The organism is Allobosea sp. RCC_152_1 (assembly GCF_041360765.1).
GTDB classification, from domain to species: domain Bacteria; phylum Pseudomonadota; class Alphaproteobacteria; order Rhizobiales; family Beijerinckiaceae; genus Allobosea; species Allobosea spartocytisi.
The window spans coordinates 355,433-374,443 of record NZ_JBFUPU010000004.1; the positions used below are offsets into that span (position 1 = coordinate 355,433).

General features: G+C 67.7%; 23 protein-coding genes and 1 other RNA gene. 15 read left to right on the forward strand and 9 right to left on the reverse strand.

What is annotated here, in order from left to right; all coding sequences use genetic code 11:
• Positions 1-2: 2 nt before the first annotated feature.
• Positions 3-1,175, reverse strand: a complete 1,173-nt coding sequence (locus AB6806_RS16385; protein WP_370954958.1) for an AGE family epimerase/isomerase — start codon at positions 1,173-1,175, stop codon at positions 3-5.
• Between the two features lie 333 nt (positions 1,176-1,508).
• Here AB6806_RS16385 and dut point away from each other — a divergent pair, with 333 nt between their 5' ends.
• From dut to AB6806_RS16405, 4 genes are all read left to right on the forward strand, one after another.
• Positions 1,509-1,931, forward strand: a complete 423-nt coding sequence (gene dut / locus AB6806_RS16390) for a dUTP diphosphatase (RefSeq protein WP_370954959.1) — start codon at positions 1,509-1,511, stop codon at positions 1,929-1,931.
• On the forward strand, positions 1,928-2,380 hold the full coding sequence (locus AB6806_RS16395) for an RrF2 family transcriptional regulator (RefSeq protein WP_038364754.1): 453 nt from the start codon (positions 1,928-1,930) through the stop codon (positions 2,378-2,380). Before dut ends, AB6806_RS16395 begins: the two co-directional genes overlap by 4 nt.
• A 100-nt stretch (positions 2,381-2,480) precedes the next feature.
• On the forward strand, positions 2,481-3,467 hold the full coding sequence (gene cysK / locus AB6806_RS16400; RefSeq protein WP_038364757.1) for a cysteine synthase A: 987 nt from the start codon (positions 2,481-2,483) through the stop codon (positions 3,465-3,467).
• On the forward strand, positions 3,464-3,916 hold the full coding sequence (locus AB6806_RS16405) for a GNAT family N-acetyltransferase (protein ID WP_038364760.1): 453 nt from the start codon (positions 3,464-3,466) through the stop codon (positions 3,914-3,916). The genes cysK and AB6806_RS16405 overlap by 4 nt, the downstream gene beginning before the upstream one ends.
• Positions 3,917-3,922: 6 nt before the next feature.
• Here the strand turns inward: AB6806_RS16405 and AB6806_RS16410 are convergent, their stop codons facing one another.
• The 3 genes from AB6806_RS16410 to AB6806_RS16420 all read right to left on the reverse strand — a co-directional run bounded on the left by AB6806_RS16410 (position 3,923) and on the right by AB6806_RS16420 (position 7,213).
• Entirely contained in the window at positions 3,923-4,792 is an 870-nt protein-coding gene (locus AB6806_RS16410) for a VOC family protein (protein WP_142022369.1), read from the reverse strand.
• Positions 4,793-4,925: 133 nt separating this feature from the next.
• On the reverse strand, positions 4,926-6,161 hold the full coding sequence (locus AB6806_RS16415) for an NAD(P)/FAD-dependent oxidoreductase (RefSeq protein WP_142022370.1): 1,236 nt from the start codon (positions 6,159-6,161) through the stop codon (positions 4,926-4,928).
• 2 nt (positions 6,162-6,163) lie between these two features.
• Positions 6,164-7,213, reverse strand: coding sequence for a YihY/virulence factor BrkB family protein (locus AB6806_RS16420; RefSeq protein WP_038364765.1), 1,050 nt, complete (start codon positions 7,211-7,213; stop codon positions 6,164-6,166).
• A 238-nt stretch (positions 7,214-7,451) separates the two neighbouring features.
• Here AB6806_RS16420 and AB6806_RS16425 point away from each other — a divergent pair, with 238 nt between their 5' ends.
• The gene (locus AB6806_RS16425) at positions 7,452-8,153 is read left to right on the forward strand and encodes an outer membrane protein (protein ID WP_185747974.1); all 702 of its coding nucleotides are present in this window, start codon (positions 7,452-7,454) and stop codon (positions 8,151-8,153) included.
• A gap of 136 nt (positions 8,154-8,289) precedes the next feature.
• On the opposite strand, the gene recR is transcribed toward AB6806_RS16425, so the two are convergent.
• From recR to AB6806_RS16450, 5 genes are all read right to left on the reverse strand, one after another.
• Positions 8,290-8,895, reverse strand: a complete 606-nt coding sequence (recR, locus tag AB6806_RS16430) for a recombination mediator RecR (protein WP_038364767.1) — start codon at positions 8,893-8,895, stop codon at positions 8,290-8,292.
• A 132-nt stretch (positions 8,896-9,027) separates the two neighbouring features.
• Positions 9,028-9,348: a YbaB/EbfC family nucleoid-associated protein gene (locus AB6806_RS16435; RefSeq protein ID WP_038364769.1), complete on the reverse strand. Its 321-nt coding sequence runs from the start codon at positions 9,346-9,348 to the stop codon at positions 9,028-9,030.
• 36 nt (positions 9,349-9,384) lie between these two features.
• Positions 9,385-11,250: a DNA polymerase III subunit gamma/tau gene (locus AB6806_RS16440; protein WP_370954960.1), complete on the reverse strand. Its 1,866-nt coding sequence runs from the start codon at positions 11,248-11,250 to the stop codon at positions 9,385-9,387.
• 80 nt (positions 11,251-11,330) lie between these two features.
• Positions 11,331-11,427, reverse strand: an RNA gene (ffs, locus tag AB6806_RS16445) — signal recognition particle sRNA small type.
• A 60-nt stretch (positions 11,428-11,487) separates the two neighbouring features.
• Entirely contained in the window at positions 11,488-12,054 is a 567-nt protein-coding gene (locus AB6806_RS16450; protein WP_038364773.1) for a Chromate resistance protein ChrB, read from the reverse strand.
• A 138-nt stretch (positions 12,055-12,192) separates the two neighbouring features.
• On the opposite strand from AB6806_RS16450, the gene AB6806_RS16455 reads away from it, so the two are divergent.
• The 10 genes from AB6806_RS16455 (at position 12,193) to argB (ending at position 19,011) form a co-directional block, all read left to right on the forward strand.
• Positions 12,193-12,927 (forward strand): COG4280 domain-containing protein, encoded by a 735-nt coding sequence (locus tag AB6806_RS16455; protein ID WP_370955010.1) that lies wholly within the window; start codon positions 12,193-12,195, stop codon positions 12,925-12,927.
• 11 nt (positions 12,928-12,938) lie between these two features.
• On the forward strand, positions 12,939-13,139 hold the full coding sequence (locus AB6806_RS16460; protein WP_142022373.1) for a hypothetical protein: 201 nt from the start codon (positions 12,939-12,941) through the stop codon (positions 13,137-13,139).
• 194 nt (positions 13,140-13,333) lie between these two features.
• On the forward strand, positions 13,334-13,468 hold the full coding sequence (gene rpmH / locus AB6806_RS16465; protein ID WP_038364779.1) for a 50S ribosomal protein L34: 135 nt from the start codon (positions 13,334-13,336) through the stop codon (positions 13,466-13,468).
• 53 nt (positions 13,469-13,521) lie between these two features.
• Complete coding sequence (rnpA, locus tag AB6806_RS16470) at positions 13,522-13,953, forward strand: ribonuclease P protein component (RefSeq protein WP_142022374.1); 432 nt, start codon at positions 13,522-13,524, stop codon at positions 13,951-13,953.
• Between the two features lie 37 nt (positions 13,954-13,990).
• Positions 13,991-15,874 (forward strand): membrane protein insertase YidC, encoded by a 1,884-nt coding sequence (yidC, locus tag AB6806_RS16475; RefSeq protein WP_142022483.1) that lies wholly within the window; start codon positions 13,991-13,993, stop codon positions 15,872-15,874.
• A gap of 52 nt (positions 15,875-15,926) precedes the next feature.
• Entirely contained in the window at positions 15,927-16,559 is a 633-nt protein-coding gene (locus AB6806_RS16480; RefSeq protein ID WP_370954961.1) for a CatB-related O-acetyltransferase, read from the forward strand.
• 9 nt (positions 16,560-16,568) lie between these two features.
• Entirely contained in the window at positions 16,569-17,234 is a 666-nt protein-coding gene (yihA, locus tag AB6806_RS16485; protein WP_370954962.1) for a ribosome biogenesis GTP-binding protein YihA/YsxC, read from the forward strand.
• Positions 17,235-17,273: 39 nt separating this feature from the next.
• Positions 17,274-17,549 carry a hypothetical protein gene (locus tag AB6806_RS16490; protein WP_370954963.1) on the forward strand — a complete coding sequence of 92 codons (276 nt, stop codon included), beginning with the start codon at positions 17,274-17,276 and terminating at the stop codon, positions 17,547-17,549.
• A gap of 111 nt (positions 17,550-17,660) precedes the next feature.
• Positions 17,661-18,029 carry a DUF423 domain-containing protein gene (locus tag AB6806_RS16495; RefSeq protein WP_370954964.1) on the forward strand — a complete coding sequence of 123 codons (369 nt, stop codon included), beginning with the start codon at positions 17,661-17,663 and terminating at the stop codon, positions 18,027-18,029.
• An 85-nt stretch (positions 18,030-18,114) separates the two neighbouring features.
• Complete coding sequence (gene argB, locus AB6806_RS16500; protein ID WP_038364795.1) at positions 18,115-19,011, forward strand: acetylglutamate kinase; 897 nt, start codon at positions 18,115-18,117, stop codon at positions 19,009-19,011.

Sequence of the window (19,011 nt, forward strand, 5' to 3'; positions counted from 1 at the left end):
GATCAACCCGGCGCAGCTCCCCGGCCGACACGGTCCCATTCCGCCAGGGCCAGCACGAGATGATACAGCACGCGCACCGGGATCACGGTCTGTGCGGGCGCCCCGCTTCTTGTGACCTGATTGAACCAGAGCCCCGTATCGGGCGCGACGAAAGTGCGGAACAGACCGTCGAGATGGGGTTCGAGGCGCCGGGCCGCGTCGTCATCACCGAGCAATTCGATCCGGGCCAGAAACGCCTTGATCGCCTCGGTCTGCGGCCAGAGCAGCTTCGTCGGCGCGACGAGCTTTCCAGTCCGGTCGACACCGTCGAAGGCCGCGACGGGCCCCGCAACGCCATCATCCAGGCCGTGACGGATGGCGAAGGCGTAGAGCCTGTCCGCAAGGTCGCGCGCCGCCGCATCCCCGGTGAGCCGCCAGTGATGCAGCAGCAGCCAGGTCCATTCGAAATGATGCCCCGGCTCGCGCAAGGCGCCGGCGGCGCCGGGGACCGGTTGCCAGTCCTGCGTGAAATATTCGCCCAGCGAGCCGGTTTCGGTGTCGACCATGCGCTCGCGCGCCAGTCGGACGATATCGCCGGCGCGGTCGAGCCAGCGCTTCTCGCCCGTGGCCTCGGCAAGCGCGTGGAAGGCTTCGAGCAGATGCATATGCGGGTTCTGTCGGCGGGGCAGCGTGCCGAGCGTGTCCTCGGCGAAGCCGCCCTCCGGATGCGACATCTCGCGCTCGATGAAGCCGATGACCTCGTCTGCGATGGCGAGCGCCCGCCCGTCCCGCGTCGCCCGATGGAACCAGGCCATGGCGAAGAGGACGAAAGCCAGGTCGTAGAGATCGGTGCGGGCGTCGACCAGCGTGCCGTCCTCGCCGACGACATGGCGGAACCGGCCCTGCTCGTCGCGACAGCGGTCACGCAGAAACGCAAAGCCGTGCCGCGCAGCGGCGAGCGCCGGACCGGAAGGATCGAGCAGATGCGCGTGGCTGAACACATAGGTCAGCCGGGCCGTGACCAGCGTCGTCCTGACCGCACCGGCATCGTGCCTGGCCTCAGCCGGATCGAAATGCTCGACGAAGCCCGGCCGGCCGGGCTGCAGGGCCCGCTCGATCCAGCCGGGGATCAGAACCTGCGCCAGCCAGTCCCGCGGCGAGCCGATGGTCGCTTCCAACGCTTCGATGCGCTTCATCGATCGATATCCTCCCCGAGGAACGCCGGGGCCGGGCCGCGCGCGGCCGGTCCCCTCTCCTCGTTCGGGCACGAGCCCGATTCCGGGCAGCCCCGTCAAGGCGCCTCCGCAGCGGCCCCATTCCCCGGCCTGCAGATGGGTCGGGCGCAGGCACGTCGGGAGCTCAGGCAGCGGCCGGAATGGGAGTTGAACAGCGCCCTGCATGCGGCCTAGAACGGGGCGTCCGCGACGCGAGGGGTCATCTTGAGCACACTGCACGACAGCCCCCGCTTCGAAATGATGGTCCTCGACGACCGGATCTTCGATTGGGGCCTCCCGACATATCAGACGGACATGTCGGCCGGCATCGACCTTTTCGCCTGCATCGACGAACCGCTCGATCTTCAGCCGCAAGCCGACGCGGTCCTGATTCCATCGGGCATCGCGATCCAGATGAACGATCCCAACGTCGCCGCCTTCCTGCTCGCGAGGTCTGGGCTGGGCCACAAGAAGGGCCTCATCCTCGGCCAAAGCGTCGGGACGATCGACGCGGATTACCAGAACCAGATCTTCATCAGCGCCTGGCTGAGAACGCCGCCGGGAAGCGCGCCACTTCGAATAACCCCCGGCGACAGAATCGCGCAGCTCGTCTTCCTGCCCATCCTGCGGCCGACCTTCAAAGTGGTGGAAGCCTTCTCGGTTTCCACGAAAAGAGGGGGCGGCGGCTTCGGCTCGACGGGCATCGCCGGCGGCGAGGCTCCGGGAGGCCGGTCATGATGCTCCTCTCCCGCCGCAGCCTTCTCGCCATCGCCGCGGTGGTCGACATCGCACTGCATGCGCGACCCTCGCCGGTGGCGGCGAAGCTGCTCGCCGCGCGGCACGCCTTGCCGCCGCGCCATCTCGAGACGCTGCTGCAGGCGCTGGTGCGCGCCGGAATCCTCAAAGGCGTGCGCGGCCCGCGCGGCGGCTACGAGCTGGCACGCGAGCGCCGCAGGATCACGGCCGGAGACATCGTGCGCGCCGCGATGGAGGACGATGGCGAGGATGCGCTCGGCCCCATGCCGCACTCGGCCTTGATCGACGATGTGATCGCGCCCCAGGTCGAGGCCGCCTCCGCCGCCTTCCTGTCGTCACTGGAGGAGGTCACTGTGGAAGAGTTCTGCCGGCGCGCTTTGGACCGGGCGGCGGCTGCGGATGGCAGGTCCCACCCCGATTTCACAATATAAAGATGTGATTTATCTCTTTCTTCGACAGAACGTGTGAATTACGTTAGCTTCACCGGCCAAACGGCCCGATCCCAAAACGGCCCGACCCAAGGAGTCTCCCATGGCTGAAGCAGCGCAGAAATCCTCGACGCCCCCCGCCAAGGCCCCCGGTCGCGGCCGGATCTACAACTCGATCACCGACACCATCGGCGACACGCCGCTCGTCAAGCTGAACCGGCTTCCGGCCGAGCGTGGCGTCAAGGCGACGATCCTGGCCAAGCTCGAATTCTTCAACCCGATCTCGAGCGTGAAGGACCGCATCGGCGTCAACATGATCGATGCGCTGGAAGCCTCCGGCGCGCTCAAGCCCGGCGGCACGCTGATCGAGCCGACCTCCGGCAATACCGGCATCGCGCTCGCCTTCGTCGCCGCCGCGCGCGGTTATCGGCTCATCCTCGTCATGCCCGAGACGATGTCGCTGGAGCGGCGCAAGATGCTCGCCTTGCTCGGCGCCGAGCTCGTCCTGACGCCCGGCCCCGGCGGCATGCGCGGCGCCGTCGCCAAGGCCGAGGAGCTGAAGAGCGAGATTCCGGGCTCGATCATCCCGCAGCAGTTCGAGAACCCGCACAACCCCGAGATCCACCGCAAGACGACGGCCGAGGAGATCTGGAACGACACGAATGGCCAGGTCGACATCGTCATTTCCGGCGTCGGCACCGGCGGCACCATCACCGGCGTCGGCCAGGTGCTCAAGGCGCGCAAGCCGGGCGTGAAGATGGTCGCGGTCGAGCCCGAGGATTCGCCCGTCCTCTCCGGCGGCCAGCCCGGTCCGCACAAGATCCAGGGCATCGGCGCCGGCTTCGTGCCCGGCGTGCTCGACCGCGCCGTGATCGACGAGGTCGTCACCGTCGGCAACCAGACGGCCTTCGAAACGGCCCGCGCGCTCGCCAAGAGCGAGGGCATCCCGGCCGGCATCTCCTCGGGGGCAGCGGTCGCGGCGGCGCTTGAAGTCGGAGCGCGGCCGGAGAATGCCGGAAAGACCATCGTCGTGATCATCCCCTCCTTCGCCGAGCGCTACATCTCCAGCGCCCTGTTCGAGGGTCTGTGAGCGAAGGCAGCGTCCATATCGTCCGGCTGGCGGAAAGCCTGCCGGACGAGTTCGAAGCGCTGCGCAGCGAGGCGAGCGCCGAGAGTTTCGCTTTCATCGAGGGGCTGCGCGCGGAGTGGCTGTCCGGGCAATATAGCGGCGATGACGACCGCTTCGCCGCCTTCGCGGCTTACCGCGAGGGAGAGCTCGCCGGTATCGGCGCGGTGACGCCAGACCCTTACGACCCGGCGCCCGATCTGCTGCGGGTGCGGCATGTCTATGTCCGGCCGTTGCATCGCGCGGCCGGCGTCGGCCGGGTGCTCGCCACGGCCCTGATCCAGCAGGGGCTGGAGCTGGCGCCGCGGCTTTCGCTGCGGGCGGCCGACCCACGCGCCGCGGCCTTCTGGGAAGCGAACGGCTTCACGCCCGATAACGGCGGCACGCGCCGCTCGCATCTCCTGACGCGCTGAGCCGGCTCAGCGCGTCAGCACGAGCCGATTGCCCCAGGGGTCGGCGATGGACGGCACCCCGTCAGCCTCTTCGCCACCGGCCGCGATGATGCGCTCCCGCATGGCCGCGAAATCGGCCGTGTCGCGCGCCACGATCTCGAAACGGTCGAGCCCGGCCTCGCCGGCGCCGCGAAGGCCGGCGCCACGGCTACCCCAGATATTGCCGGCGATGTGATGGTGGTAGCCGCCGCTGGCAAGGAAGCTCGCGCCGGGATAATGCACCATCACATCGAAGCCGAGCAGGCCGTGATAGAACGCCTCGGCGGCGGCCGTGTCGCCGACGCGCAGATGGATGTGCCCCATGCCCGTCCCCTCCGGCATGCCGGCATAGGCGCCGGTTGCCGCCTCGGCCAGCAAGCGGTCGAGATCGAGCCGCTCGGTCGCCATGGCGATGCCGCCATCCGGCTTGCGCGGCCATTCCTGGCGCTGGCGGTCGCGATAGATCTCGATGCCGTTGCCTTCCGGATCGGAGAGATAGAGCGCTTCGCTGACGAGATGGTCGGAGGCGCCTTCGAGCCGGATGCCGGTCGTGGCGGCATGGCGCAGCCAGTTGGCGAGATCGCGCCGCGACGGCAGCAGGATGGCGAGGTGAAAGAGCCCGGCCGCCGAGGTCGGCTGCGCGGCGCCTTCGACGAGGCGGACCAGAACAGTTTCACCGACGCCGAGTTCGGCGAGGCCGGGAGCGTCCCGCAGGAGCTTCAGCCCGATGGCATCGCGATAATAGGCCGTGAGCTTCGGCAGATCGCGGGCCCGCAAGGTCACCGCGCCAATGTGATAGGGTGCGTCGTGAGCTTCGAGCCGCGTGGCCGCTCCCGCCTTGTCCTGAACTGCGAGCATGTCGTTGTCCTTCCTTGCGCGGCCAGGCCACGCTTCCAGGGAAGATGGTCCTTCGCGGCGCATTTGTCGCCATTCCGGTCGGCAAATGCGGGATTGCACCATCGCAATGACGAGACCGGTGAGAATGCGGATCTCAGGCCGGGCGTGGGCGGTCGATGGCAAAATGGCGAAACCAGCGTTCCTCCCCGCCGCGCAGCAATCCGCCGAGCAGCCTCGAAGCGAGGAAGCTGAAGGTGATGCCGTTGCCGCCATAGCCATAGGCGGCGAACAGGCGGGGCCGGCCGGGCACGCGCCCGATCAGCGGCAAGCCGTCCGCCGTCTGCCCGAAGGCGCCGGACCAGGCAAAGTCCACATCGAGCCGCGCCTGCGGCAGCAAGGCATGAAGGCGGGCGCGAAGGGCCTCGGTCTTGGCCGGGCCGAGCTTTTCGCGGCGGTCCGGATCGGCGAAGTCCTCATCCTCTCCGCCGAAGACGATGCGTCCCTCCAGGGTCGTGCGGCAGTAGGAATAATCTTCCGAAGCCTCCCAGACGAGAGCCGGCCCCGGCCAGAGCGCCTGCGGCGACTGCGGAACCGTTGCGATCGCCCAGCTCGAGGCGGTGCTGTGCAGATCGTCGTTCACGCAATCGGGCATGACGTAACCCGTCGCGAGCACGACATGGCCGGCCTCCACGGTGACGCCGCCGGAGAGCGAGATCGCCACCGACCGGCCGGCATCGTCGTAAGCAACGGCCTCGTCGCGGATCATGCGCGCACCGGCCCGCGCCGCCGCCGCGAGCAGACCATGGCAGAGGCAAAGCGGGTCGGCCTCGGCCGAACCGGGCGATACGATCGCGGCGGCGCGGTCGAAACCGAACGCGTTCAGCAGCGCGGCATGCTCGACGAAGCTGCCCGGCAACCCGGCCCTCTCGCGCAGAGTGGCTTCATCGCGCAGCTCGCGCGGCCCGACATCGCCTGCCGCCAGATAGATCGAATCGCGCCGGGCGAAGCTGCAGGGCAGGGCCAGCTTCTCGACGAGGGCCCCCAGTCCCGCGACGGCCCTGAAGCTCAGCTGATAGATCTCGGCCGCCCGCTCGAAGCCATAGAGCGCGGCGAGCTCGCGCAGGGACAGATCGATTTCCCATTGCAGCATCGCCGTCGACGCCGCCGTGCTGCCGAAGCCTCCGCGTTCCCGGTCGATCACCGCGACATCGAGCCCGATCGCGGTGAGATGCTCGGCGAGGAAAGCGCCGGTGATACCGGCACCGACGATGGCGACGTCGCAGCGCATGTCACGCTCGAGCGGGCGCCCCTGCGGGCGCTGCAAGGCCGGGCGCCAGGGGCCGGTGCCACTGCGCAGATCCTCATGGCGGGTCGTTTCCGGATCGAGCATCCTCAGCCGGCCCGTGGCGGGCCGACCCGGTCGGCCATCGTCGCGCCGCGCTCGCCGAGCGGCTTCGCCCGACCTGCGGTGGTGTCATGCGCGGTCTGGTGTTCCAGCTCGGCGTTGAGCTCGGCGCCGGCCAGCACGATCGTCGCCGAGAGCCAGAGCCAGGTCATGAAGACAACGACGGTCGCGAGCGAACCATAGGCCGCCGTGTAGTTGCCGAGCGTGCTGACATACCAGGAGAAGGCATAGGAGGCCGCGGCCCAGAGCAGCGCGGCAGCGACGGCGCCCGGCATCACCCAGACGAAGCGCATGCGCTCGCGGCTCGGACCGATCCAGTACAGGCAAGCGATCGAGAGAATCGCAACGACGAGGAAGATAGGCCAGCGCACCAGCCGGATCAGCCGCTCCAGCTCGGAATGGAACGGGAAGAGCGCGGTGACCACCGGCAAGCTCGCGATGATGACCAGCACCGAGGCGAGCAGGACGATGCCGCTCACCGTGGTGAAAAGCGAGACGGCGTTGAGCTTGAGGAAGCTGCGCTTCTCCTGCTCGCGATAGATGATGTTGAGCGCGTCGAAGATTGCCTTCACCGCCGCATTTGCCGACCAGGTCGCGACCAGAAAGCTGATCACGAAGGTCAGCGAGAGCGAAAAGCCGGACTGGCCCGAAAGCCGCATCGCCTGCTCGTGAATGAGCTCGCGCGCGGCTTGCGGAAACATGGCCGTGATCGCGTCGAGCTGGCCGGCGATCGTCGCCGGGTCGGTGAAATAGCGATAGATCGTGACCAGCAGCGAGAGCGCCGGCACCAGCGAGAGCAGGGTGAAGAAGGCGACGGCGCCGGCCAGCGAGGTCAGCCGGTTGTCGCCGACATTGCCGACGAAGCGCAGCAGCACATCCTTCCAGCCGAGCCAGGTCATCTGCAGCGGCGTCCGCGCCAGCCGGCCGCGCGCCGCCTCCCGCCTGCGGCGGACGCGACGGCTGGAGACGACCCCCGAGAGATAGCCGAGCGCGACGCCGATGCCCGCCGCGCCGGTGATCCGCTTCAGGAAAGCCATCTCGGGGTCCGGTCTCCGTTACGAAGAGTCTTCTGTCCTGCCGCATCGTCTTCACGCGAACCGGCGTCCGCTTCGCCGAAAATGCTCCGGGCCCAGCTTGCGGGCAACAGGTCCGGCCCGCAATTGTTCCCTGAAGGGCGGGCGAGAAGGCCGCCTTAGCCGATTGTTAACCTTAATGCTTCGTTATCGGCCGGCGCCGCCCTCGATGGGCCGGCGCTTGCGATTCAACGGAAGCCCGATGACGAAGCTGCTCAAAGCCGGCCTGACGAGCCTCGCGATCCTGCTCTCGGGAGCGGCCAGCGCGGCCGATCTGCGTGGCGTCGCGCTGCCGCCGGCGCCGGAGCTGCCGGCCTTCTATTCCTGGACCGGCCTCTATGCCGGCCTGCAGGGCGGCTATTCCTGGGGCAGCAACCGCGTCCGCATCGGCGGGCCCGTCGGCCCCTTCGCGCCGACGAGCTTCCGGGCCGACGATGATTCCGCCTTCGGCGGCGCCCATGCCGGCTTCAACTACCAGTTCGGCAGCGTCGTGCTCGGCATCGAGGGCGACATCGAGGCGCTCAACAGCCGCAGCCGCTTCGACGGCGTCGGCATCGCCGCGCGCATCGACCAGAACTGGCAGGGCTCGGCGCGGGCCCGCATCGGCTATGCCTTCGACCGGCTGATGATCTACGCCACCGGCGGCGCCTCCTTCAGCGAATTCGAACGCCGAGTCTTCGACCCGGCTGGCTTCGGGGAGCGGCTGAGCACCACGCGGACCGGCTGGAATGTGGGCGCCGGCGTGAACTTCGCCTTCACCGACAACTTGATCCTCGGCGCCGAATACCGCTACACCGATTTCGGCAAGAACCGCTTCGCGACCTCGGGCGCCCTGCCCGGCCTGAGCGGCGAGCAGGAGCTGACCACGCACAGCGCCCGCGCCAGCATCGCCTACAAGTTCTGAGGCTTGCCTGCGCCGCCATGCTCAGGCTCGACCCGAGCAGCTCGCGACATGGAGGCTCGTGCGCCTCTTTCGGCCTGAGATTCTCAGGCCTGTGCTACGCTCCGCCCGAGAATGACCGGAAGGCGCAAGCGCTTCCTCAAAACCCCGTGCGCTGGCGGATGGCGGCGGCCAATGTGCCGTCGTCGAGATAGTCGAGCTCGCCGCCGACCGGCACGCCATGGGCGAGCTTCGTCACCTTGACCGGCAGATGCGCCATGAGATCGGTGATGAAATGCGCCGTGGTCTGGCCGTCGACCGTGGCGTTGAGCGCGAGGATGACCTCCTTCACCGCCGGATCGGAGGCCCGCGCCACCAGCGCGTCGAGCGAGAGATGCTCCGGCCGCACCCCGTCCAGCGCCGAAAGCACGCCGCCCAGCACATGGTAGCGGCCGGAGACCGCGCCCGAACGCTCCAGCGCCCAGAGATCCGAGATATCGGCGACGACGACGATCAGGCTGTCGTCGCGGCGCGGATCGCTGCAGAGCCCGCAAGGGTCCCTGGTATCGACATTGCCGCAGGTCGAGCAGACGACGATGCGTTCGCGCGCCACCGCCATCGCCTCGGAGAGCGGGCCGAGCAATTGCTCGCGCTTCTTGACCAGATGCAGCGCCGCGCGCCGGGCCGAACGCGGCCCGAGCCCCGGCAGCTTGGCCAGAAGCTGGATCAGCCTTTCGATCTCGGGACCGGCAATGGCGCGGGACATGCTGCTTCTCAGAAGATGGGAGGCGTCATCCCGGGCGACCGCAGGGAGACCCGGGATCCATGCCGGAACGGTTCAGACATGGATCCCGGCTCTGCGTTCGCTTCGGCCGGGATGACCCGTGCGGATATGAAATCAGAACAGCTTCATGCCCGGCGGGATCGGCAGGCCCTTGGTGACCTCGGCCATGCGCTCCTGCATGACGCGCTCGGCGCGGCCGCGGGCATCGCCGGCTGCCGCGACGATGAGGTCCTCCAGGATCTCGCGCTCGTCCGGCACCATCAGGCTGGGGTCAATCTTCACGCTCCTGAGCGCGCCCTTGGCCGTCATCGTCACCGTGACCATGCCGCCACCGGCCGCGCCCTCGACCTCGATGGTCTCGAGCTCGGCCTGCATGTCGGCCATCTTCTGCTGCATCTGCTGAGCCTGCTTCATCAGACCCATCATGTCGCGCATCGGAAATCCTCCTCGGGAAACTGCAAACGATCGTGATCAGAAGTCGATGCCGTCGAAATCCGGCTCGGCATCGTCGAAGAGCGGTTCGGCATCGGGCAGGTATTCGTCGCCGGCCGGCGCTGCGGCATTCTCGGCCGCCTCGACGGCGCGCGGATCGCGGACATCGACGATGCGCGCGCCGGGAAAGCGCTCCAGCACCGCCTTGACGGAGGGATGCGCGGCGGCATCGCTCTCGCGCTGATCCTTGGCGGCGATGGCCTGCTCGCGCATCGTCGCGCCGCCCTCGGCGTTGACGACCGCGACCATCCAGGTCTGGCCGGTCCATTCCTTGAGCTTGCGCGAGAGATCCTGCGCCAGCGTGCGCGAGGCGCCCTCGACCAGCGAGAACTCGATGCGGCCGGGCTCGAAGCGCACCGGGCGGATATCGCGCTCGAGCGCGATCTTCAGGGTGATCTCGCGATGCTGGGAGGCCAGCGCCACCACATCCTCGATCGAGGCGACGATCGCCTGCGGGGCCGCCACGGCGCGCGGTGCGGCGACAGGCGCCGGATTGGCGCTGGCGAGGATCGGGCGTGCGGCCAGCGCGGTGTTGCCGCCGCCGGAGGGCGGACGCGGCGCGCCGCCACCATGGCCGTTTCCTTGGCCATTGCCGCTGGGGATGGCGCCCGCGCCGTCGCGCAGCATCTTCAAGGCTTCGTCCGGCGTCGGCAGGTCGGCGGCATGGGCGAGGCGCACCAGGACCATTTCCGCTGCCATTACCGGCCGGTCGGCCTGCTTCACCTCGGCAATGCCCTTGAGCAGCATCTGCCAGGTGCGGGCGAGCACGCGCAGCGAGAGGCGCTGGGCGAAGTCGCCGCCGCGCACGCGCTCGGCCTGGGCGAGCGTCGCGTCCTTGACGGCGTCCGGCACGAGCTTGAGGCGGGTGACGAGATGGGTGAATTCGGCGAGGTCGTTCAACACCACGACCGGATCGGCGCCGGCATCGTATTGCGCGCGCAATTCGCCGAGCGCAGCGGCGATGTCGCCCTTCATCACCGACTCGAACAGATCGATGACGCGCGCCCGATCGGCGAGGCCGAGCATGGAGCGGATGTCGTCGAGCGTGATTCGTCCGGCCGCATGGGCGATGGCCTGGTCGAGGATCGAGAGCGAATCGCGCACCGAGCCCTCGGCGGCGCGGGCGACGGCGGCAAGCGCCTCATCCTCGGCCTCGACACTCTCGGTGCGGCAGATGCCGGAGAGATGGTTCACCAGCACGTCGGATTCGACACGGCGCAGATCGAAGCGCTGGCAGCGCGACAGCACCGTGATCGGCACCTTGCGGATCTCGGTGGTCGCGAAGATGAATTTCGCGTGGGCCGGCGGCTCCTCCAGCGTCTTGAGCAGCGCGTTGAAGGCGGCCGTCGACATCATATGGACTTCGTCGATGATGTAGACCTTGTAACGACCGGAGACCGGCGCGTACTGGATGCCCTCGATGAGCTGGCGGACATTCTCGACGCCGTTGTTCGAGGCGGCATCGAGCTCCATCACGTCGATGTGCCGGCCCTCGATGATGTCGCGGCAATGGATGCCTAACTCGCGCAGATCGGTGGTCGGCGCGCCGCCGCCATCGGCCGTCTGGAAGTTGAGGGCGCGGGCGAGGATGCGGGCGGTCGTGGTCTTGCCGACGCCGCGCACCCCGGTCAGCATCCAGGCCTGCGGAATGCGCCCCGCCGCGAAGGCATTGGTCAGGGTGCGCACCATCGCATCCTGGCCGATCAAATCGCCGAAATGGGCCGGGCGGTACTTGCGGGCCAGTACGCGATAGGGCGTCGGCGCCGCGACGGCCGGCACAGGCGCGGGGTCGAAGCCGGCGAAGCCCGGCTCGTCTGCGGTGGCGGCGTCGATCTCGTCGGTCATGAAAACTGGTTTCGCCAATCGGGAGGCGAGGGTCAATGCCGCCGCGGGCCAGAAGGCCCGGTTACACGCGACTCGCATGAGGTGGGAGGCTGGACGAAGACCCGTTCGGTCTCGTTAGGGCTGCTTCCTTCCGGACCTGACCCGGTTGGCGAGTGAGACGTCCCTCGCCAACCTCCCGGGCGCTATATCGGGGATGTCCGTGCGAAGCGCAAGCCTGCCGGCGAGAGATCCGCGACCTCAGGACCGCTTCGCCGCCTCGGGCGGGCGATTCTCCTCCTGCGCCGCGAAGACGTTATGCGCATAGGCGTCGAGAATCGCTTCCGAGCGTTGAAGGCGCTCGGCCGCCTCCCCGGCACGGGGGGCACCGTAGAAATCCAGCTTGCGGATCTTCTCGATCCAGTTGCGGAATTTCATCAGCTCCTGTTCGTTCTCCTCGAGCTCGGCGAAGGTGAAATGCGCGTTGCGCGTCTCGTCGTCGATCTCGGCCTCGAAGGCGAGGCATTTCTCGATGAACTCCTTGTACTCGTCGTCACGGTCGGCGTTGAAGCGCGCGACGACCTTCTCCTGCTGCTTCTGGTCGAGGCCGACCGTCGCCAGCAGCAGCGCCTCGCCCTCGGCCTCGGCGATCTCGTTCTCGAGCATCTTGAGCCGCCGCAGATGGTCGTCCGTCTTCGGCAACAGGCAGACGCCGCCCTGCAGATAGACCGCGCCCATCCCCTTGAGCTTGCGCCAGATGGAGACGCGCTTGCGCGCCGGCTCGGCCGGGACCTTGTACGTCAGCAGCAACCACTCCAACGATGCCATGGAACTCCTTGAATGTTACCGTCGTTACAAATATGATCACGCCAAGGCCCTTCGAGGCCGACGCGATCGTGACAGCAAAAACCGCCGCTGTCGCCTGCAAGCTCGATCGTTCACGCGAGGTTTCCCGTGACCTGGACCATGGCTGCCCCGGCTCTCTCCGCCGCCTTCCTCGCCTCGCTGGTCGAGGTCGTCGAGGCCTTCACCATCGTGCTGGCCGTCGGCACCGTGCGCGGCTGGCGGCCGGCGCTGATCGGCACGGGCTGCGCGCTCGGGGCGCTCGCCCTGCTGGTATTGCTGCTCGGCCCGGCCCTGACGCTGATCCCGCTGCAGGCCCTGCAGCTCGTCATCGGCGTGCTGCTGATGATGTTCGGCCTGCGCTGGCTCAGAAAGGCCATCCTGCGGGCCGCCGGCTTCATCGCGCTCCATGACGAGGACGCGGCTTTCGCCAAGGAAACCGGGGCCTTGCAAGCCGGCGACAGCGGAACGGCGAGCCGCCGCGACTGGCTGGCCGGGCTCACCGCCTTCAAGGCGGTGATACTCGAAGGCATCGAGGTCGTCTTCATCGTCTTGGCCGTCAGCGCCGGCCGGGGCCTGCTCTGGCCCGCCAGCCTCGGAGCCCTGGCGGCCTGCGCGCTCGTGCTGGCGCTCGGCCTCATCCTGCGCAAGCCGCTCGCCCGCGTTCCCGAGAACACCCTGAAATTCGCGGTCGGCGTGATGATCTCGGCCTTCGGCATCTATTGGACGGGCGAGGGGCTCGGCGTGAGCTGGCCCGGCGCCGATCTGGCGATCCCTGCGCTGGCGGCGCTGCTGCTTGCCAGCGCGCTCACCCTCGTCGCGGCCTTTCGCGAGCGCTCCGTGGAGATGACGGCATGAAAACTATCGCCATGATCCTGCGCGAAATTGCCGCGCTGTTCGTCGATGACGGGCGGCTCGCACTCGCCATTCTTGCGCTGGTCGCGTTCTGCGCCGTGCTGGCGTTCGGCCTGCGCGGCCCCGCGTCCGGGATCGCCGGGGTGCTGACGGCGGGCTCGATCGTGATCCTGGCGTTCAGCGTCCGGCAGGGCGCGAGGCGCAAACCCCATTGAATGATCCGCGAAGCTCGCAGACAGCCGTTTCACGGATCATTCGGCATTGACTCGGTGTCGCCCATCCGTCATAAGCCCGCGACCTGCGCAGCCTCAGGGCGGCGCCGAACCCTATTGCATGACAGGCTCGATCGGCCACGCTTTCCCCGGAAAGCCGCAGTCGTCGCGCTGACCAAGGCCCCCGGAGACGGACCGTGAAGAGAACCTATCAACCCAGCAAGCTGGTTCGCAAGCGCCGCCACGGCTATCGCGCCCGCATGGCGACCAAGGGTGGCCGCAAGGTCATCGCCGCCCGCCGCGCGCATGGCCGCAAGCGCCTGTCGGCCTGACGACAGCGGCGCGTGACGATCACGCGCCCGTTCCGGAAGACTGGCCAACCGCCATGCGCCTCGCCCGTCTGACGCAACGCAAGGAATTTCTCGCGGCGGCCGAGCACGGCCGCCGTTTTCGTTCGTCCGTCTTCACCGTGCAGGTGCGCGACGCCACGGCTGAGGATGGACGGGACGGCAAAGCGGCCCGCGGCCTGCGCCTCGGCCTCACCGCCTCGCGCAAGACCGGCAATGCCGTGAAGCGCAACCGGATCCGCCGCCGCCTGCGCGCAGCTGCGGCAAAAGCGCTCGCCGCGCAGACCGACCGCCCCTGCGACGTCGTGATTATCGCCCGCGCCGAGGTGCTCGGCGCCGATTTCGGGCATCTGGTCGCCGATCTTTCTATTGCCATCGACAGGGCAAGGCCGCAAAAGCCGCAGGCCGACCGGCGCCGTGCAGGCACTGCGCGCGGCACGCCGCCTTCGTCTTCCGTTTCTTCCGCCTGAACCAGCCGGACCCGAGCGAGACCCGTTTCCGATCATGATGAAAGAAGACAACCGCAATCTGCTTCTCGCGATCGTCCTGTCCGTGGTCATTCTGCTTGGCTGGCAGTTCTTCTATGCCAAGCCGCAGATGGACAGGCAGCAGGAGATCGCCCGGCAGAACCAGCAGGCGCAGAGCCAGTCCGCTCCGGCCGGCGCCGCCAATCCCGCCGCGACCGCAGCGCCCCCCGGCTCGGCCGCTCCTGGCACCGTGCCCGGCGCCGCCGGGACGCAGGTCGCCGGCACGCGCCAACAGGCCCTGGCCGCCAGCCCGCGCATCAAGATCGACACGCCGAAGATCGCCGGTTCGATTTCGCTCGCGGGCGGGCGCATCGACGACGTCTCGCTCAAGGCCTATCACGAGACGGTCGACCCCAAGAGCCCGATCATCGTCCTGCTCTCGCCGGCCGGCGGGCCGGAAGCCTATTATTCGGATTTCGGCTGGGTCGCGGCGCCCGGCAGCAATGTCACGGTCCCGAATGCCAAGACCGTCTGGACGGCCGACAACCAGACGCTGACCCCGGCCAAGCCGGTGACGCTCTCCTGGGACAACGGCCAGGGCCTGACCTTCAAGCGCATCCTCAGCGTCGACGACAACGCCATTTTCACGATCCGCGACGAGGTCGAGAACAAGGGCTCGGCGGCAGCCACCCTCTTCCCCTACGGACAGGTCGTCCGGCAGGGCAAGCCGCACACGCTCGGCTATTACGTGCTGCATGAGGGCCTCGTCGGCTATCTCGGCGAGCAGAACGGCCTGCAGGAATGGACCTACGACAAGCTCGACAAGGAGCCGGCGCTGGCGCCCGGCACCGTCGGCCGGACCTGGAAGGATGCTGTCGGCGGCTGGGTCGGCATCACCGACAAGTACTGGGCCGCGACCGTCATCCCGGACCAGCAGCGCAAATATGAAGGCCGCTTCTCCTCGGTCCAGACCGGCACGGAACGGACCTATCAGGCCGATTTCCTCGGCGAAGGCGTCACTGTCGCCCCCGGCGCCTCGACCGCCTCGCAGTCCCGGCTCTTCGCCGGCGCCAAGGAGGTCGCGGCGATCAACGGCTATGAGGAAAGCCAGCAGATCAAGCGCTTCGACCTGCTGATCGACTGGGGCTGGTTCTATTTCTTCACCAAGCCGCTCTTCGTCGTGCTCGACTGGATCTACAAGCATGTCGGCAATTTCGGCGTGGCGATCCTGATCGTCACGGTGCTGCTCAAGACGCTGTTCTTCCCGCTCGCCAACAAGTCCTACGCCTCGATGGCGAAGATGAAGGCGATGCAGCCGGAGATGACGGCGATCCGCGAACGCTACGCGGACGATAAGATGAAGCAGCAGCAGGCTCTGATGGAGCTCTACAAGACGCAGAAGATCAACCCGGTCGCCGGCTGCTGGCCGGTGCTGCTGCAGATCCCGGTGTTCTTCGCGCTCTACAAGATCCTGTTCATCACCATCGAGATGCGGCACGCGCCGTTCTTCGGCTGGATCCACGACCTCGCGGCGCCGGACCCGACCAACCTGTTCAACCTGTTCGGCGCCCTGCCGTTCACGCCGCCCGCCATGCTGCATCTCGGCCTGTGGCCGATCATCATGGGCATCACGATGTTCATCCAGATGAAGATGAACCCGGAGCCGCCGGACCCGGTGCAGAAGATGATGTTCACCTGGATGCCGGTGTTCTTCACCTTCCTGCTCGGCTCGTTCCCGGCCGGCCTGGTGATCTACTGGAGCTGGAACAACCTGCTCTCGGTGACCCAGCAGGGCTTCATCATGCGCAAGAACGGGGTGAAGATCGAGTTATTCGACAACCTCAAGGGCATGTTCGGCAAGAAGCCGGCGACCACACCCGCCGTGCCCGCACCGCCAAAGCCTGCCAACGGCAACAAGAAGTGAGACAGCGAAGGGCGGGTTTCCCGCCCTTCGCCTTTTTCGGCGAGCCCGCGCGATGCCTTTGCCCGATCCGACCACGCGCCATCCCATTCCCGGCTGGAAGGGCACGGCCTTCCTGAAGGCGATCGTCGACCATCCGCTGATCGCGGTCGGCGACTACAGCTATTATGACGACTCGCGCGGGCCGGAGCATTTCGTCGCGCGCTGCGTGCGCTACCATTTCGACTTCATCGGCGACCGGCTGATCATCGGGAAATTCGTGGCCATCGCCCAGGCCGCGCAGTTCATCATGAACGGCGCCAACCATCCGCTCGGCGGCTTCTCGACCTTTCCCTTCCAGATGTTCGGCCTCGGCGATCCCGCGGCGCTGAAGCGTCCCGGCCCCAACAATCGCGGCGACATGGTGATCGGCAACGATGTCTGGATCGGTCGCGAGGCGGTGCTCATGCCGGGTGTGACGATCGGTGACGGCGCGATCATCGGCACGCGGGCGCAGGTGACGAAGGACGTGCCTGATTATGCGGTCGTCGCCGGCAATCCCGCAGCAATCGTCAAGATGCGCTTTCCGCCCGAGATCGTCGCGGAACTGCTGACGATCCGCTGGTGGGACTGGGATGCGGCGAAGATCGGCCGCAACGTCGACGCGATCCAGGGCGCGGACATCGACGCGCTGCGCGCGGCCGTGTAGGCAGGGGCCATGACATCCAGCACGACCAAGCCGTTCGCCGCGGACGAGATCGAATCCGCCCGCAAGCTCTTCGAGGGCCCGTGGGACTTCGTCTGGGCCTCGACCAAGATCGACGACCTGCCGCCGATGGTGGGGCAGGAGATCGCCTTCGCCGGCCGCTCCAATGTCGGCAAATCGAGCCTGATCAACGCGCTGACGCGGCGCAACGCGCTGGCGCGCACCTCGCATACCCCGGGCCGGACGCAGCAGCTCAACTTCTTCCGCCAGGTCGATCATGACGAGCGGCTGACCATCGTCGACATGCCCGGCTATGGCTATGCCGCCGTCGGCAAGGAGAAGGTCGCGGCCTGGACCCGGCTGATCCACGACTATCTGCGCGGACGCTCGAACCTAATGCGCGTCTATGTGCTGATCGACGCCCGCCACGGCATCAAGGATGTCGACGGCGCCGTGCTTGAGACGCTCGACAAGGCCGCCGTGTCCTATCAGGTCGTGCTGACCAAGGGCGATGCGCTGAAGCCCGCCGAGCAGCAGTTCATGGCGGAAGCGACCTATGACGAGATCAAGCGCCGCCCCGCCGCCTATCCCGAGGTGCTGCTGACCTCGAGCGAAAAGGGGCTCGGCATTCCCGAATTGCGCGCCACCATCGCGCGCGCGCTGTCCGAGCGGACATAGGCCGGGTCGAGCTCCGCAGAAGAAGCCGTCGGAGGGTCGATGTTCACATCCGTTTCGGACAGCGCCGCAGCCGCCGATGGCGGCTCGCTCGCCCTTTTCGTCGAACGGCTGGACGGGGCGTTGGAGACCTTCGTCATCAATCGCTCGATCGCGAGCCGCGGCTCGGCAAGCTACAACAAAGTCTCCTCCAGCTTGCGGACACTCTCGCCGGAGGACTATCCGGCCATTGCCGATGCGCTCGAACCCCTGCTGCCGGAAACGCCGAGCATCCACCCGCTGGCGGAATTCATCAGGACCTTGCGCGCGCAGAGCTGACTGACGGGTCGCAGCGCTTCACCATGTCGCGCGGCATCGGAGCCAAAGCCGATGGATCGCTGCCGGCCGATGCGCCATGACAGCAGAGCGAACCGACGACAGCGAGTCCCGATGACCGCCACGCGCATTCACCTCTTCCTCGCCGCCCTGATGGGGGTCGCCGGCGTGGCGCTGCTCGCCGCCGCCGCGCACATCACCGGCACGGCCAATGTCCAGACCGCCGGGCAGATCCTGCTGTTCCACGCTCCCATCGTGTTCGGAGCGACGGTTGCCCGCAAGGGCCGCTATCTCCATGACGCGCTCGCCCGGATCGCGCTGTCGGCCTTGATCCTGGGCGCCGCCCTCTTTGCGGCCGATCTGGCGCGCCGCGGCTTCGCCAACGAGGCGCTGTTCCCGCGCGCCGCGCCGATCGGCGGCTGGTTCATGCTGGGCGGCTGGCTCGGGCTTGCCGTCGCGACCGTGATGGCGAAGCGCGACTGAACGACGTCAAGCATCCTTCCGCCGCCGGGAAACTTCGGGTAGAAGCGCGCCGCACCTTCCTCGCGGCCGTGCGGAGCCTGCCCGAATGACCGACCACCCCCTTCTGACGCCGTCGCAATCCGCCGAGCTGCTCGTACAGGCGCTGCCGCATATGCAGCGCTACGATCAGGAGGTCATCGTCATCAAATATGGCGGCAACGCCATGGGCGACGCCGCCACCGCCGAGGATTTCGCCGAGGACATCGTGCTGCTCGAGCAGTCCGGCCTGAAGCCCGTCGTCTGCCATGGCGGCGGGCCGCAGATCGCGGCGATGCTGAAGAAGCTCGGCATCCAGTCCGAGTTCAGGCAGGGCCTGCGCGTCACCGACGAGGCCACGGTCGAGGTCGTCGAGATGGTCTTGGCCGGCTCGGTCAACAAGGAGATCGTCGGCTACATCACCCGCGAAGGCGGGCGCGCCATCGGGCTCTGCGGCAAGGACGGCAACATGGTCACCGCCCGCAAGGTGACCCGCACCATCGTCGATCCCGATTCCAAGATCGAGGAGGTGCTCGACCTCGGCTTCGTCGGCGAGCCCGAGAAGGTCAACACGACCGTGCTCGACGCGGTGCTGAAGGCCGAGCTAATCCCGGTTCTGGCGCCGGTCTGCGCCGCCGCCGACGGGCAGACCTACAACGTCAACGCCGATACCTTCGCCGGCGCCATTGCGGGGGCGCTCAACGCCAAGCGCCTGCTGCTGCTCACCGACGTGCCCGGCGTCCTCAACAAGGACAAGCAGCTCATCCCGGAGCTGACGGTCGAGGAATGCCGCCACCTGATCGCGGACGGCACGATCTCGGGCGGCATGATCCCGAAGATCGAGACCTGCATCTACGCGCTGGAGAAGGGCGTCGAGGCCGTGGTCATCCTCGACGGCAAGGTGCCGCATGCGGCACTGATCGAGCTCTTCACCGACACCGGCGCCGGCACGATCATCCGGCGGTGA

Excerpts from the sequence above, each read along its gene's own strand:
- AB6806_RS16385 (WP_370954958.1), bottom strand. The coding sequence starts at position 1,175 with ATGAAGCGCATCGAAGCGTTGGAAGCGACCATCGGCTCGCCGCGGGAC.
- dut (WP_370954959.1), top strand. The coding sequence starts at position 1,509 with ATGTCGGCCGGCATCGACCTTTTCGCCTGCATCGACGAACCGCTCGAT.
- AB6806_RS16395 (WP_038364754.1), top strand. The coding sequence starts at position 1,928 with ATGATGCTCCTCTCCCGCCGCAGCCTTCTCGCCATCGCCGCGGTGGTC.
- cysK (WP_038364757.1), top strand. The coding sequence starts at position 2,481 with ATGGCTGAAGCAGCGCAGAAATCCTCGACGCCCCCCGCCAAGGCCCCC.
- AB6806_RS16410 (WP_142022369.1), bottom strand. The coding sequence starts at position 4,792 with ATGCTCGCAGTTCAGGACAAGGCGGGAGCGGCCACGCGGCTCGAAGCT.
- AB6806_RS16415 (WP_142022370.1), bottom strand. The coding sequence starts at position 6,161 with ATGCTCGATCCGGAAACGACCCGCCATGAGGATCTGCGCAGTGGCACC.
- AB6806_RS16420 (WP_038364765.1), bottom strand. The coding sequence starts at position 7,213 with ATGGCTTTCCTGAAGCGGATCACCGGCGCGGCGGGCATCGGCGTCGCG.
- AB6806_RS16425 (WP_185747974.1), top strand. The coding sequence starts at position 7,452 with ATGACGAAGCTGCTCAAAGCCGGCCTGACGAGCCTCGCGATCCTGCTC.
- recR (WP_038364767.1), bottom strand. The coding sequence starts at position 8,895 with ATGTCCCGCGCCATTGCCGGTCCCGAGATCGAAAGGCTGATCCAGCTT.
- AB6806_RS16435 (WP_038364769.1), bottom strand. The coding sequence starts at position 9,348 with ATGCGCGACATGATGGGTCTGATGAAGCAGGCTCAGCAGATGCAGCAG.
- AB6806_RS16440 (WP_370954960.1), bottom strand. The coding sequence starts at position 11,250 with ATGACCGACGAGATCGACGCCGCCACCGCAGACGAGCCGGGCTTCGCC.
- AB6806_RS16450 (WP_038364773.1), bottom strand. The coding sequence starts at position 12,054 with ATGGCATCGTTGGAGTGGTTGCTGCTGACGTACAAGGTCCCGGCCGAG.
- AB6806_RS16455 (WP_370955010.1), top strand. The coding sequence starts at position 12,193 with ATGGCTGCCCCGGCTCTCTCCGCCGCCTTCCTCGCCTCGCTGGTCGAG.
- AB6806_RS16460 (WP_142022373.1), top strand. The coding sequence starts at position 12,939 with ATGATCCTGCGCGAAATTGCCGCGCTGTTCGTCGATGACGGGCGGCTC.
- rnpA (WP_142022374.1), top strand. The coding sequence starts at position 13,522 with ATGCGCCTCGCCCGTCTGACGCAACGCAAGGAATTTCTCGCGGCGGCC.
- yidC (WP_142022483.1), top strand. The coding sequence starts at position 13,991 with ATGAAAGAAGACAACCGCAATCTGCTTCTCGCGATCGTCCTGTCCGTG.
- AB6806_RS16480 (WP_370954961.1), top strand. The coding sequence starts at position 15,927 with ATGCCTTTGCCCGATCCGACCACGCGCCATCCCATTCCCGGCTGGAAG.
- yihA (WP_370954962.1), top strand. The coding sequence starts at position 16,569 with ATGACATCCAGCACGACCAAGCCGTTCGCCGCGGACGAGATCGAATCC.
- AB6806_RS16490 (WP_370954963.1), top strand. The coding sequence starts at position 17,274 with ATGTTCACATCCGTTTCGGACAGCGCCGCAGCCGCCGATGGCGGCTCG.
- AB6806_RS16495 (WP_370954964.1), top strand. The coding sequence starts at position 17,661 with ATGACCGCCACGCGCATTCACCTCTTCCTCGCCGCCCTGATGGGGGTC.
- argB (WP_038364795.1), top strand. The coding sequence starts at position 18,115 with ATGACCGACCACCCCCTTCTGACGCCGTCGCAATCCGCCGAGCTGCTC.